Here is a 13418-nt window from a genome sequence, read left to right as displayed (position 1 = left end):
GGGGGGGGGGGGGGGGGGGGGAGGGTCTTCTTCTTCCTCTCCTCCCCTCCCTCCCCCCCCCCCCCTCTCCCGCCCCCCCCCCCCCCCCCCCCCCCTGTCTTCCCCCCCCCCCCCCCCCCCCCCCCCCCCGGCCGTGTCCGGCCTCAGCCGTCGCGGACCACGAAACCGCCGAGTTCGTCGTACACCTCGTCACCGGGGTGCAGCAGGCCGGCCGGGTCCGTGCAGTCCGCGTTCCGGTACGACTCCACGTCGCGGTCGGTCTCGTCGCGCAGCGCGAAGCCGGGGCGGTCTCCCGGGTAGCAGCGGCCGGGCAGCGGGTCGGCGAGCACGGCCTCCGCGTCCGGGCCGTGGGCGGGACGGTAGCGCCAGGTCACCGCGCCCGGGTGCGGGAGCGGCGCGGGGGCGGCGGGCAGCCGCGGGTAGTCCCGGCCGGCCTCCAGGGTGCCGAACAGCTGTGGGACCGTCACCAGGGTGAAGCCCCCGGCCCGCAGACCGTCGATCAGCTCGGGCAGCGCGTCCGGTGTGCTGGACACGGTGTCGTGCATCAGGATCACCGAGCCCGGGCGGGCCAGCGTCACCCCGCGCCGCGCGGTACCGGCGGCGTCGTCGTCCCGCCAGTCGAGGGAGTCGACGTCCCAGAGCACCAGCGGGTGGCCGGTCCGCCGGACGGTCGCGCTGAACGCGCCGTACGGCGGGCGCACGCCGGTGGCCCGCTCCACCGCGTCCGCGCCCTGGTCGATCTCCTGGTTCACCCTTTCGGCGTCCAGCTTGGCCAGCTGGGCGTGGTCATAGGTGTGGTTGCCGACCGTGTGGCCCTCGGCCAGCTCCCGGCGCACCAGTGCGGGCCGGGCCGCCGCCTCCTGACCGACCACGAAGAAGGCGGCCCGGACCCGCTCCGTGGCGAGGGCGTCCAACAGGCGTGGCGTGACGTCGGACGGCCCGTCGTCGAAGGTCAGCGCGACGCGGCGGAGCCGGGCGCAGTCCGGTCGCGCCGGATCGGGTACCGGCTCGGCCGTTGGCGCGATCGCCGGGGCGGCGTTGAACGGCCGGACCAACCGGGGCGGCTCCGCCTCGTGGCCCGACCCCGGGCAGCCGTGCCGCGAGCAGCCCGGGGAGCGGCCGGTGGTTCCCGGTGGCGCGGCCACCACCGGCCCGAGCAGCAGTCCGAGCAGCAACCCGAGCAGCACGACCAGCGCTCTCCCCCGGCGACGCCCGGTCATACCGGCAGCGACTCCGCCAGCAGGCGGCGTCCCAGCACCGACGAGTAGCCGATCCCCCGTTCGGATGGTTTGACCGACCCACTCACCCGTTCGGTGGCGGCCCTGGTCGCCAGTAACCGCCGCGCCGTCGCCAGCGCCCGCTCCGGATCCCGCTCACCCGTGTAGATGCACACCGTGTACTGGGCATCCCCGCGCCGCCGCGCGTGTGCCTCGGTGTGCGGGCAGGCGTCCAGGGCGTCGAGTTCGGCAACGAGCTTCCGCAGCACCGCGTAGTCGATCAACGGCATGGCCTAGTCCTTGTCATCGGTCACCACGGGCGATTACCCGGTCACGGAGGGATCGTCTCCTCGCCGCGCCGACTCCGCAACGTTTCCGCGGCCCGCGGACCGGCCCCCGGGCCTCAGGGCTCGATCAGCCACGCGATCAGAGCGACCACCCCGGATCCGACCGTGCCGACGGCGGCGAGCAGCGCGAACCGGGCCACCAGCCCTCTCAACCACGGCACCCAGAGCGCCGCCGCGATCCGCTCCCAGAGCCGGGGGGCGGCAGTCTCGAAGGCACCGCCGAACCCGGTGAGGCCGCCCAGCGCGAGGAGCAGGCAGAGACAGACACCGGCCAGCCGTCCGGCGATGGGCGCCACTCCGACCCGGTAGCAGTGCTCACCCGGCGCCTCCTGCACCGGCAGCACGGTGTTCCGGTGGAAGGAGTCGTCGATCGAGGCGAACGGGTCCACCCGGCTGCCGTCGTCGGCGCGGAAGGTGCCGTAGCAGGTGGTGTTCCGGTTCTTGCCGCTTCCCGTGGTGACGCAGCCGGTGATGGTGAGCAGGCCCGGGGTACCCGCCAGCCGGGTCGAGTACCGCAGCCCGTCGGCCAGTGAGACGGCGCCGCCCGCGCCGAGGCCGGTGAAGAGCAGCGCGCCGAGGATCAGGGACAGCGTGGCGCCGATCCGGCCCCGCCAGGTCGACGGCTCGTTCCGTCCGAGCGCACCCGCCGACCGGTCACCGCTCCGCCGCGCCGCCATCGCCCGCTCCGCTCCCCAGTTCCCCGTGGGCCGCCGCTCGCCGACCGGGCGGCGCGCCCTGGCGGAGCATCATGCCAGCTCAACGACACAGCACCCCGTCCGGGTCGGTCCCGGCCGGGGTGCGGCGAGCTGGTCCGGAGTCAGAGCCTCCGCAAGGCCGGCAGCAGCACCTCCTGCGACCAGTCCAGGAAGGCCGGTTGGCTCTCGCCACCGATCTGAACCAGCGCGACCTCGCCGAACCCCGCGTCGGCGAAGGCGCGGACGGCGTCGACGAAGTCCTCCACCTCGTCCCCGCAGGGGATCGCCTCGGCGACGTCCTCGGCGCGGACGAACCGGCTCGCGCCGACGAAGCCGGCGGTGCCCGGGAGTTCGGCGTTCACCCGCCACCCGCCGCCGAACCAGCGGAACTGCTCGTGCGCTCGGGCCACCGCGGCGGCCCGGTCCGGGTCGTAGCTGACCGGCAGTTGACCGACCGCCGGCTTTCCGCTCCCGCCGTGCCGGGCGAACGCGCCGAGCAGCTCGGCCTTCGGCTCGACCGCGATCACCACGTCGGCGAGCCGTCCGGCCAGCTCGCACGAGCGCGGCCCGGAGACCGCGAGCCCGATCGGCGGCGGGGTGTCCGGCAGGTCCCAGAGCCTGGCGGAGTCCACGTCGAAGTGCCGGCCGTGGTACGAGACGTAGCCGCCGCGGAACAGCGCGCGGATGATCTCCACGGCCTCCACCAGCATCTCGTGCCGGACCGCGGCAGCGGGCCAACCCCGGCCGACCACGTGCTCGTTGAGGTTCTCGCCGCTGCCCAGCCCGAGCCGGAACCGGCCGCCGGAGAGCAGTTGGACGGTCGCCGCCTTCTGCGCCACCACCGCCGGGTGGTAGCGGAAGGTCGGACAGGTCACATAGGTCATCAGCGGGATCCGGGTGGTCGCCTGGGCCGCCGCGCCCAGCACGCTCCAGGCGTAGGGCGAGTGCCCCTGCGAGTCCAGCCACGGGAAGTAGTGATCGGACGTCACCGAGAAGTCGAAGCCGGCGCGCTCGGCACGCACCGCATCCTCGACCAGCTCGCGTGGTCCGCGCTGCTCGGTCATCATCGTGTAGCCGATCTTCACCATGGAGCACGCCTTTCCCCCGCGGTCGAACGGGATGCCGGCCGGCGCCCGTTCTCACCCGGAAGGGGGCGCCGCGTGCCGTACGGCGCGTGCCACCGGGGTGGCCCGGTCCCCGCCGTCGCGGCGGCGGTTCGGGCCGCTAACGGAAGAGTCGGACGCGCGAGCACCTCGCGGATCCGCTCGCCCACCTGTTCCGGCGCGGTGGCGGGGCGACGGAACGGCACCCGGAGGTCCTGGTGGCCGACGGGCCCCTCACGGCGCAGCGACAGACCGAGCTGGTCCAGGGCGAGCGGCAGCACCCGCGCCGGGTCGGCCGGCGGACCGGGGCAGGCCGTCCGGGCCAGCGCGGCGAGCACCTCCTGGTGGCAGTCGGCGAGGTGCAACAGCAGGGAGGCCTCGAAGCGGGCGAGCGGGTCGGCGTGAGCGAGCAGTAGTTCGTCCAGCCCGACCGGTGCCAGCACGCCGTGCTCGACCAGCGAGACCTGCGCGAGGTCCAGGCCGAGCCAGCGCACCGAGCCGGAACCGGTCGGCAGTGGCTCCTCGTGCAGCCAGCCCGCCAGCATCAGCCGCGCCCGCACCCGAGCCCGGACCGCCACCGGCGCCACGTCGGTCAGCTCGACCACCGCGGCGAGTCCGCCCCGCCGCGCCCGCCCCGCCACGTCCGAGGTGGCCTCGACCACCTCGGCGGCGAGCGGGTGCGTGGCCGGCAGTTGGAGCAGCAACCGGTTGCCGGCCCCGAGGGTGTGCGCCCCGACGAGATCGTGCCGGTGGCCGTCGGTCGCCACCGTCAGGGACGGCGAGGCGGCCAACATCGAACAGGCGCGCCCGGCGCGGCTCGGCAGCTGCGGACCCAGGTCTGCGGGACCCATCACACCTCCAGTTGATTAGGCAAGGCTAACCTAACCGTCGCGGGGGTGCCTGACAAGCGGGCGACGGAGGGAAAACACGTTCGTGGCGAACTTGTTCGTAACGAACATGTTCGTTACCTTGGAGGCATGACAGCTCACTCCGATCCGCCGCGCAGCCGCCGGGAGCGGCCCGCCAAGCCCGCCCTGACGCGGGAGGGCATCGTGGCCGCCGCCGTCGAGATCATGCGGGCCGAGGGTCTGCGGAAGGTCACCATGCGCCGGCTGGCGCAGCGGCTGGACACCGGTCCGGCCTCGCTCTACGTCTACGTCGGCAGCACCGCCGAGCTGCACGCGGCGATCCTGGACGAACTCCTGGGGACCGTCGAGTCGGCCCCGGCCGAGGGTTCCTGGCGCGAGCGCCTGGAGCAGGTGCTCACCCGCTACGCCGAGACGCTCTTCGAGCACCCCAGCCTGGCCCGCGCCGCGCTGGTCGCCCGCCCCGGCGGCGAGCACTACCTGAACCTGGTCGAGAGGCTGCTGGCGCTGCTGGACGAGGGCGGCGTCGCGCCCGGTCAGGCGGCCTGGGGCGTGGACGTGCTGCTGCAGTACGCCACCGCGAGCGCGGCCGAGCAGGCGACCCGGGCCCAGTCCCCCGACGACGCGAAGGACGCGTGGGACGCCCTCACCCGAGCCCTGCGCGGGGCGTCCGACCGCACCCACCCGCAGATCGCCGCGCTCGCCGGCCCGCTGCTCTCCGGCGCGCCGCGAGAGCGGCTGTCCTGGGGCTTCCAGGTCCTGATCAACGGCATCCTGCACACCCCCACCCCGACCACTCCCACCAGGAGCACCGCGTGACCACCCACCACCCCATCGCCGTCATCGGCGCCGGCCTCGGGGGCCTCACCCTGGCTCGCGTCCTGCACGTCCACGGCATCGCGGCCACCGTCCACGAGCTGGACGCCGCCCATGCCACCCGCGCCCAGGGCGGCATGCTCGACATCCACGAGGAGTCCGGCCAGGTCGCCCTGCGGGCCGCCGGCCTGCACGAGGAGTTCCGCACGCTGATCCACCCCGGCGGCGAGGCCATGCGGATCCTCGACCGGCACGCGACCGTCCACCTGGCGGAGGAGGGCGAGGGCGGACGCCCCGAGGTCGACCGCGGCCAGTTGCGCGACCTGCTGCTCGGCTCGCTGCCCGAGGGCACCGTCCGCTGGGGCGCGAAGGTCACCGGCGCACGCCCGCTGGGCGGTGGCCGGCACGAGGTGACCCTCGCCGACGGCGCCACCTTCACCACCGACCTGCTGGTCGGCGCGGACGGCGCCTGGTCACGGATCCGCCCGCTGGTCTCCACCGCCACCCCGAGCTACACCGGCGTCTCCCTGGTCGAGACGGACCTGCTGGACGCCGACACCCGCCACCCCGCGAGCGCGGCGGTGGTCGGCGGTGGGATGCTCCTCGCGCTCGGTGCCGGCCGGGGCTTCCTCGCCCACCGCGAGACCGACGGCAGCCTGCACGTCTACACCGTGCTCAGGGCCCCGGAGGGCTGGATCCCCACCATCGACTTCACCGAGACCGCGGTTGCCAAGGCGGCCGTGCTGGAGCACTTCGCCGACTGGGACGGCAGCCTGCGCGCGCTGGTCGCCGACGCCGACGGCGCGCTGATCCCGCGACCGGTCCACGCCCTACCGGTCGGCCACCGCTGGGACCGGGTGCCCGGGGTCACCCTGCTCGGCGACGCCGCGCACCTGATGTCGCCGTTCGCCGGCGAGGGCGCCAACCTCGCCATGCTCGACGGAGCCGAGCTCGGCCAGGCCGTCGCCGCCCGCCCCGGCGACCTCGAAGCCGCGCTCGCCGCCTACGAGTCGGCGCTCTTCCCGCGCAGCGAGGCCGCGGCGGCCGAGTCCGCCGACAGCCTGCTCACCTGTTTCCGCGCCGACGCCCCGCAGGGCCTGCTCGACCGGTTCGCCGCCCACCAGCAGGCGGGCTGACCGGCCCCGCCACTACCCGGCCGTGGTCGCCGCCACCGGCCGCCCGGCCCTGGCCCCGGTCCCGCTCGCAGGGGCGGGCCAGACGGTGACCGGCCCCCGGGCGCGCAGCGCGACCCGGCTGCCGGGCGTCCAGCTCGCGCCGTCGGTGAGCCGCACGGTGACCGGCTCCGCGCCGTCACCGTCGAGGGTGCAGCGCACCACCGTGTCATGGCCGTGGTACCGGCGGTCGGTGACCACCGCCGTCAGCGCGCCCTCCTCGACCGGGTGCAGCTCGATCTGCTCGGGACGGACCAGCACCAGGGCCTGCCGGGTCGGGTCGCCGGCGGCCCAGTCGGGCGCGCCGTGCAGCGGCAGGCTGCCGAGGACGGTCCGCACCGCGGTCGCGCCGTCGAGCGTTCCCGACAGCAGGTTGGCCTCACCGACGAAGGCGGCGAGGCCGGGATCGGCCGGCCGCTGGTAGAGCTCGTGCGGTCCGGCGCACTGGGCGATCCGCCCGTCCCGGACCACCGCCACCAGGTCGGCCATCGACAACGCCTCGTCCTGGTCGTGCGTCACCAGGATCGCGGTGGCGCCGAACTCGCGCAGGATCGCCTGCACATCGGCCCGGACGCTGGCCCGCAGCCCGGCGTCCAGCGCCGAGAAGGGCTCGTCGAGCAGCACGATCCGCGGGCGGACGGCGAGCGCCCGGGCCAGCGCGACGCGCTGCTGCTGGCCACCGGAGAGCTGGTGCGGATAGCGCCCCTCCAGCCCGGCCAGGCCGACCCGGTCCAGCAGTTCACCGACCACGGTGGTGTGCCGGCGGGCCCGACCGGGCAGTCCGAACGCGACGTTGCCGGCCACCGTCAGGTGCGGGAAGAGGCCGCCGTCCTGCGGCACGTAGCCGATCTGCCGTCGCTCGGGCGGCAGTTGGCGCCGCCCGTCGTCAACCACCCGTTCTCCCAGGCTGACCGTGCCCGCATCCGCCCGCTCGAACCCGGCGATCACCCGCAGCAGCGTGGTCTTCCCGCTGCCCGACGGACCGAGCACGGCCGCCAGGGCGCCGGCCGGGACCTCCAGGTCGACGCCGTGCAGCACGGGTTGGGCGCCGTAGGACTTGCTGACCCCACTCAGCGTGAGACTGGTCATGCGGATTGCTCCTGTCGTGCTCTGACCCGGTCGAACCAGCGGCCGAGGACGTAGCTGGGCACGGCGGCGATCGCCACCATCAGCGCCGCGTAGGGAGCCGCGGCGCCGTAGGAGAGGTCGGACTCGTACTCCCAGAACCGGCTGGCCAGGGTGTGCGCGCCGGTGGGGATGAGGATCAGGGTCGCGGTCAGCTCGGTGACCACGGAGAGGAAGACCAGGCAGAAGCCCGCCGCCAGTCCGGGCGCCACCAGCGGCAGGGTCACCCGCAGCGCGACCGACCAGCGCGGGCGCCCGAGCGAGCGACCGATCTCCTCCAGCCCGACCGGCGCGGACGCCACCGAAGCGCGCACCGCGACCAGGGCCAGCGGGAAGAACATCACCGCGTACCCGATGACCAGCAACTCCGGGCTCTGGTAGAGCGCGAAGACGTAGCGGATCCCGAAGAACACCAGCCCCAGCGCGATCGCCAGCCCCGGCAGACCCTGCACCAGGTAGGTGCTGCGCTCCAGCAGCACCGAGAACCTGCTGCGGTGCCGGACCGAGAGGAGCCCGACCGGCAGCGCGAGCAGCGTGGTCAGCGCGGCGGCACTGACCGCGTAGAGCGCGGTCTGGCCGGCCGCGCCGAGCAGTGAGGCCGGCGGCAGGGTGGTCGAGCCGCCCACCACGCACCAGTAGGTGAGGGTGCCCACCGGCAGCAGCAGCGCGACGGCGCTCAGCGCGGCCAGCGCGAGGCTGATCGCCACCAGGGCCGGCCCGCCCGGGCGGGCCAGGCGCGGCGCGCGGACCGCGACCTGCCGGGCCACCCGTCCGCCGCCGCCCGCCGCGTACTCGGCGAGCAGCACGGCCAGGCTGAGCACCACCAGGACCAGCGACAGCGCGCAGGCCGCGGGCCCGTCGAAGCCCTGCAGGTACTCGGTGAAGATCTCGGTGGTGAAGGTCTGGAAGCGCAGGATCTCGAACGCGCCGTACTCGGCGAGCAGCGCGAGCGCGACCACCAGGCAGCCGCCGAGCAGCGCCGGGCGGATCTGCCGCAGCGTCACCTGGACGAACGCCTGCCACGGGGTCCGGCCCAGGCTGCGGGCCTGCTCCTCGAGACCCGCGTCACCGGCCCGCAGCGCGGCGGCGACCGGCAGGTACACCAGCGGGTAGAGCGAGAGCGTCATCACGATCACCGCCCCGGTCAGCCCCTGGGCGAACGGCACCCAGGACGACCAGGCGTAGCCGACCACGAAGTCCGGCAGCGCGACCGGCAGCACCAGCAGCACCGCCCAGACCCGGCGGCCGGGCAGCGCGACCCGCTCCACGCAGTAGGCGGCCGCGGTGCCCAGCACCGCGCAGCAGAGCGTGACGATCGCGGTCAGTTCGACGGTGTTGCGCAGCAGGGTCCAGGTGAGCCGCCGGAACAGCAGCCCGGAGATGGTGGACCAGCCGGCCTGGTCCGCCTGGAGCAGCAGGAAGCCGAGCGGCACCAGCAGCAGCGCGGCGACCGCGACCGAGAGCCCGGTGAGCAGCCACGGCACGCGCCGGCCGCGTCGGGCGGCCGACGGGCGCGCCGCCCCGGCGGGCCCGGGGCCCGCCGGGGCGGCGGCGAGGGTGGAGGAGTTCGCCATCGGACGGGCGCCTAGAGGAGCTGGGCCCGCTGGAGCAGACTGATCGCCTGCGAGCCGTCACCGAGGTCGGCGATGCCGAGGTTGGTCGGCTTCAGCTGGTCGAAGGGGGTCTCGGGCTGCGCGGTGGTCACCCCGGAGCCGATCGGGTACTCGAAGCTGTCGCTGGTGGCGATGATCTTCTGGGCCTCGGCCGAGCCGAGGAAGGCGATGAACTTCTGCGCCTCGGCCTGGTGCTTGCTGGAGGCGAGGATCCCGGCCCCGGAGACGTCCATCACGTAGCCGGGGTCCTGCGGTGCGAAGGTGGCGATCGCGGAGTTCATGGCTCCGTTGTTCTCGGCCTTCAGCCGGTACCAGTAGTACTGGTTGATGATGCCGATGGCGGCCTTGCCGCTGTTCACCATCGAGGTGAGCGTCTCGTTGTCCGGGTAGGTCAGCGAGCCCGCGTTGGCCTTGACCGCGTTGAGCCACTGGCTGGCGTAGGCGGCGCCGTGCGACTTGACCAGGGAGGTGACGATGGGCTGGAAGTCCGTCTCGCCCACGGCCAGGCCGAGCTTGCCCTTCCACTGCGGGTCGGCGAGCTGGGTCAGCGAGGTGGGCAGCTGGGAGGGCTGGACCAGCTTGGTGTTGTAGATCATCACGCTGACCCGGGCGGAGACGCCGAGCCAGTCGCCCTGCGGCGAGTTGTACTGCGCGGGGACCTCCGCCAGGGCGGTCTTGTCCACCGGCGCGAGCAGGTTCTTCTCCTGGAGCTGCATCAGCGCGGGAGAGTTCTCGGTGTAGAAGATGTCGGCGGGGGCGTGCGACCCCTCCTGCTCGATCTGGTTGGCCATCACGTCCTCGTCGTCGCTGCGGACGTTGACCTTGATCCCGGTGTCCTTGGTGAAGGCGGCCACCAGCGCGTCGGTGGTCTGCTCGTGCTGCCCGTTGTAGAGGGTCAACGCGGACGCGGAGCCGGACTTCGAGGAGGAGCCGGAGCAGCCGGTGAGGGCCGCCGCGGCCAGGGCTCCGACCACGAGGAAGCCGAGGGGGGTACTGGCGATGCGTCGCATGGGTATGCCTTTCCGGGACACGCACGACGGCAGCCGGGCATGCCTGAGCTACAACACAAGAGGGTGGTGCCGCCTTCAGCCGTGGGGTGCGGCAGCGCAGCTAAGGTATACCTAACTTCCGAAAAGGAAAACACCGCCCCCCACCTCCCCGGCCGGGCGGCTCCCAGGGTTCCCGAAGGTTTCTCACAGGGCTTTGCCGAGCCTTTTCCGACCCTTTCCGTCCGCCCTGGAGCAGCGGTTTTCCGAATTCGGTGCCCGCGCCGCTCAGGACGGGCGCACGGCTGCCGGCACGCTGACCGGGACGGCGAGCAGCCGGCCGGTGCGCGCCAGGTCGGCGGTGCTCGCCGAGCCGTGCCACCGAGCCGCCGTGATGTACAGCGTCCGCCCGTCCGGGCCGCCCAGCGCGCAGGAGAAGCAGCCGCGGTCCACCTCGACGGTCTCCAGCACCTCGCCGCCCTCGCGGACCCGTACGCACTGCCGGCCGGGGACGTCCGCGAACCAGAGGGCGCCCTCGGCGTCGAGGCAGATGCCGTCCGGGGCCGCGCCGGCCAGCTCGGCCCAGGTCCGGCGGCCGGTCAGGCCCCCGTCGGGCTGGATGGCGAAGGCGGTGATCCGCGCGGCGTAGGACTCGGCGAGCAGCAGCGTGCCGCCGTCGGGGGTCACCGCCATGCCGTTGGGGAAGGCCAGGCCGTCCGCGACCCGGCGCGCCGAGCCGTCGGGGGTGACCACCGCGAGGACGCCGGGCGCGGCCGGCTCGCCGGCCAGGAAGTCGAAGCCGACGCTGTTGACGAAGGCGTTGCCACGGCCGTCCACCGCGATCTCGTTCCAGGGGCAGTCGCACAGCTCACACAGCTCGGCGTGCGGGACCAGCGAGCCGTCCGCCTCCCGGCGCAGCAGCCGCCGATCGCTGCCGGCGACGACCAGCAGCCGGCCGTCCGGCAGCCAGTCGATGCAGAACGGGAAGGCCGGCACCCGGGCGACCACCTCGCTGCGGCCGGCCGGATCGACGGCGATCAGCTCGTGCGCTCCCCAGTCGCAGAACCAGAGCCGGCCCTGGTGCCAGCGCGGCGACTCGCCGAGCAGCAGGTCGGTCAGCAGGACGCGGGGCTCGGGCACGGTGGACTCCTCGGTGGGCGACTCCCCCATTGGACGACGGCGGCTCGCGAATCTCATCCGCGCGCTGACCCGTTCCGCTCAGCGTCCGCCGTCCAGGTGACCCGCCGCGGCGATGGTGGACTGAGGCCGACCTGACCGGGTAGCCGGCAGGTATGGGATTCTTCGCGAAGCGCCGCCCCGCCGCGCCCTGGCCGCCGCCCGACGGTGACGAGCAGGTTGTTGCGGGCGAGGCGGCTGGGGCGGGTGAGCTGGGTGAGTTCGCCGCCGGCCTGCGGCACTGGGAGCTGCCCGAGCCGCGCACCGCCGCCGGCCGACGGGCCCGGCGGCGCAGCCGGGAGCGGGAGCGCGAGCGGCTCGGCGCGGTCCGGCGCAGCCTGGCCACCGCCCGCCGGGCGGCCCGTGGGCCGACCGCGGTCGGCCGGCTGCTCACCGATCGCCTGCTGGCCGCCGCGCCCCGGATCCCGATCCGCGACCTGGCCACCCTGCGTGCCCAGCACCCGCAGGTCAGTGACCCCGAGGAGCTGGCGGATCTGCTGGTCAAGGGGGCCTGCCGGGCGGCCGCCGGGGTCGGCGCGGGGATCGGCGCGGCCGCCATGGTCCCGACGCCGCCGGCGATCACCATCGAGATCGCCACCGAGACGTTGGCCGTCGCGGCGGTGGAGATCAAGCTGATCGCCGAGCTGCACGAGGTGTACGGCCAGCCCGCGCCCGGCAACCCCGTGCAGCGGGCCACCGCCTACCTCGGGGCCTGGGCCAACCGGCGCGGCATCGACAGCGTCAGCCTGCTCCGGCCGAGCGGCCTGCTGACCCTCGGCGTGGGGGCCGGGTTGCGCGAACAGGTCCGCAAGCGGCTGGCCCGCAGCACGGTGCGCCGGCTGCCCACGCTGACGCCGTTCCTGATCGGCTCGGCGCTGGGCGCGAGCCTCAACCGCCGGGACACCCAGCGGCTGGCCCACGAGATCCGGGCCGACCTGCGCGGCCGCCCGCCGGTCGATCCGGCCGCCTGGGCCCGGGCTCGGCAGCCGGTCCGGCCCGCGGAGGGCTGAGGACGCGGACGAACGGCGGTGGGCCGCCGCGAGCTCGGCGCTCGCGACGGCCCACCGGCCTATCGTGGTGACAACTCGCCGCTCAGAGCGTGGCGTTGAGGGTGAAAGGCTGACTGACCGTACCCGCCGGGCTCTTGGCGGTCAGGGTCAGGTGGAAGGCTCCCAGCGCCAGTTCACGGCCGGAGATGGTGGCCGTGCCGTTGGTCCCGGGGGTGAAGGTCAGCCCCGCGGGGAGCGTGCCGGACTCGCTCAGCACCGCCGCCGGGAAGCCGGTGGTGGTGACGGTGAAGCTGAACGGGAACAGCGCGCCGACGGTGGCGCTCGGCTTGCTGGTGATCGCCGGCGCCTGGTTGACCGTCAGCGCCAACGCCTGGGTGGCCGTGCCGACCGCGTTCTTCGCGGTCACGGTGAGCGGGTAGACGCCGCCGGTGCCCGCGGCGGGGGTACCGGAGAGGGTGCCGGTGCCGTTGCCGTGGTCCTGGAAGCTGACGCCGGACGGCAGGGTGCCCGCCAGCGCGAGGCTGACCGGCCCGGTGCCGGTGCTGGTCACCGTGAAGCTGCCGGCCGAGCCGGTGGCCAGGGTGACCGCGCTGGCGCTGTTGACCGCCGGCCCGGTGCTCTGGCTGACGGTGACCGTGACGCTCGCCGTGCCGGTGCCGGAGGCGTTGGTCGCGGTCAGCGTCACCGGGTAGCTGCCGGCCGTACCGGAGGCCGCGGTGCCGCTGATGCTGCCCGTGCCGTCGCCGTTGTCCTTGAAGCTCAGGCCGCTCGGCAGGCTGCCGCTCTCGCTGAGGGCGGGGGCGGGGTAGCCCTTGGTGGTCACCGCGAAGGTGCCCGCCGTTCCGGTGCTGAAGGCCGCCGTGCCGCCGCTGGTGACGGAGGGTTGCTCGGCGACGGTGAGGGTGTAGCTCTGGGTGACGCTACCGGTGGCGTTGGTGGCCGTGATGGTCAGCGGGTAGCTGCCGCCGCTGCCGGTCGCCGGGGTGCCGGAGAGGGTGGCGGTGCCGTCGCCGTTGTCCTGGAAGCTGACGCCGGACGGCAGGGTTCCGCTCTCGCTGAGCGCCGGGGCCGGGGAGCCGGTGCCGCTCACCGTGGTGCTGAACGCGGTGCCGACCGTGGCGGCCTGGCTGGCCGCGCTGGTGATGGCCGGAGCGGTGTTGACGGTCAGGGTGCTGGAGGCGCCGGCGGCCAGCGAGCTCCAGGCGGACAGGGTGCCGCCGTAGGACTGGCCGAAGGCGGCGCCGTTGACGGTGGTTCCGCTCGGCACGGTGACCGGGACGTTGACCGAGCCG

General features: G+C 74.5%; 13 protein-coding genes. 3 read left to right on the top strand and 10 right to left on the bottom strand.

What is annotated here, in order from left to right:
• Window positions 1–143: 143 nt before the first annotated feature.
• From ACZ38L_RS25595 to ACZ38L_RS25575, 5 genes are all read right to left on the bottom strand, one after another.
• On the bottom strand, window positions 144–1220 hold the full coding sequence (locus ACZ38L_RS25595) for a polysaccharide deacetylase family protein (RefSeq protein ID WP_465697497.1): 1077 nt from the start codon (window positions 1218–1220) through the stop codon (window positions 144–146).
• Window positions 1217–1507 (bottom strand): DUF5133 domain-containing protein, encoded by a 291-nt coding sequence (locus tag ACZ38L_RS25590; RefSeq protein WP_465697495.1) that lies wholly within the window; start codon window positions 1505–1507, stop codon window positions 1217–1219. Before ACZ38L_RS25590 ends, ACZ38L_RS25595 begins: the two co-directional genes overlap by 4 nt.
• A gap of 113 nt (window positions 1508–1620) precedes the next feature.
• Window positions 1621–2241 carry a hypothetical protein gene (locus ACZ38L_RS25585; RefSeq protein WP_465697493.1) on the bottom strand — a complete coding sequence of 207 codons (621 nt, stop codon included), beginning with the start codon at window positions 2239–2241 and terminating at the stop codon, window positions 1621–1623.
• A gap of 140 nt (window positions 2242–2381) precedes the next feature.
• Window positions 2382–3347 carry an LLM class F420-dependent oxidoreductase gene (locus ACZ38L_RS25580; protein ID WP_465697491.1) on the bottom strand — a complete coding sequence of 322 codons (966 nt, stop codon included), beginning with the start codon at window positions 3345–3347 and terminating at the stop codon, window positions 2382–2384.
• Window positions 3341–4213, bottom strand: a complete 873-nt coding sequence (locus ACZ38L_RS25575) for a DUF2470 domain-containing protein (RefSeq protein ID WP_465697489.1) — start codon at window positions 4211–4213, stop codon at window positions 3341–3343. The genes ACZ38L_RS25580 and ACZ38L_RS25575 overlap by 7 nt, the downstream gene beginning before the upstream one ends.
• Window positions 4214–4339: 126 nt before the next feature.
• Here ACZ38L_RS25575 and ACZ38L_RS25570 point away from each other — a divergent pair, with 126 nt between their 5' ends.
• Both ACZ38L_RS25570 and ACZ38L_RS25565 read left to right on the top strand, forming a co-directional pair.
• On the top strand, window positions 4340–5047 hold the full coding sequence (locus tag ACZ38L_RS25570; protein WP_465697487.1) for a TetR/AcrR family transcriptional regulator: 708 nt from the start codon (window positions 4340–4342) through the stop codon (window positions 5045–5047).
• Window positions 5044–6180 carry an FAD-dependent oxidoreductase gene (locus tag ACZ38L_RS25565; protein ID WP_465697485.1) on the top strand — a complete coding sequence of 379 codons (1137 nt, stop codon included), beginning with the start codon at window positions 5044–5046 and terminating at the stop codon, window positions 6178–6180. The genes ACZ38L_RS25570 and ACZ38L_RS25565 overlap by 4 nt, the downstream gene beginning before the upstream one ends.
• Window positions 6181–6192: 12 nt before the next feature.
• Here ACZ38L_RS25565 and ACZ38L_RS25560 read toward each other — a convergent pair whose 3' ends face one another.
• The 4 genes from ACZ38L_RS25560 to ACZ38L_RS25545 all read right to left on the bottom strand — a co-directional run bounded on the left by ACZ38L_RS25560 (window position 6193) and on the right by ACZ38L_RS25545 (window position 11080).
• Window positions 6193–7305: an ABC transporter ATP-binding protein gene (locus tag ACZ38L_RS25560; RefSeq protein WP_465697483.1), complete on the bottom strand. Its 1113-nt coding sequence runs from the start codon at window positions 7303–7305 to the stop codon at window positions 6193–6195.
• Window positions 7302–8915, bottom strand: coding sequence for an ABC transporter permease (locus ACZ38L_RS25555; RefSeq protein WP_465697481.1), 1614 nt, complete (start codon window positions 8913–8915; stop codon window positions 7302–7304). The genes ACZ38L_RS25560 and ACZ38L_RS25555 overlap by 4 nt, the downstream gene beginning before the upstream one ends.
• Window positions 8916–8926: 11 nt before the next feature.
• The gene (locus tag ACZ38L_RS25550) at window positions 8927–9964 is read right to left on the bottom strand and encodes an extracellular solute-binding protein (RefSeq protein ID WP_465697479.1); all 1038 of its coding nucleotides are present in this window, start codon (window positions 9962–9964) and stop codon (window positions 8927–8929) included.
• Window positions 9965–10228: 264 nt separating this feature from the next.
• Window positions 10229–11080, bottom strand: a complete 852-nt coding sequence (locus tag ACZ38L_RS25545; RefSeq protein WP_465697477.1) for an SMP-30/gluconolactonase/LRE family protein — start codon at window positions 11078–11080, stop codon at window positions 10229–10231.
• A 152-nt stretch (window positions 11081–11232) separates the two neighbouring features.
• On the opposite strand from ACZ38L_RS25545, the gene ACZ38L_RS25540 reads away from it, so the two are divergent.
• The gene (locus ACZ38L_RS25540; RefSeq protein ID WP_465697475.1) at window positions 11233–12126 is read left to right on the top strand and encodes a hypothetical protein; all 894 of its coding nucleotides are present in this window, start codon (window positions 11233–11235) and stop codon (window positions 12124–12126) included.
• A gap of 82 nt (window positions 12127–12208) precedes the next feature.
• On the opposite strand, the gene ACZ38L_RS25535 is transcribed toward ACZ38L_RS25540, so the two are convergent.
• On the bottom strand, window positions 12209–13418 hold a 1210-nt coding region (locus ACZ38L_RS25535; RefSeq protein WP_465697473.1), incomplete at its 5' end, for a putative Ig domain-containing protein.

Source organism: Kitasatospora sp. NPDC024654, from assembly GCF_055559155.1.
Note: the sequence above shows the minus strand (reverse complement) of the source record. Positions and strands in the feature narration are given on the sequence as shown.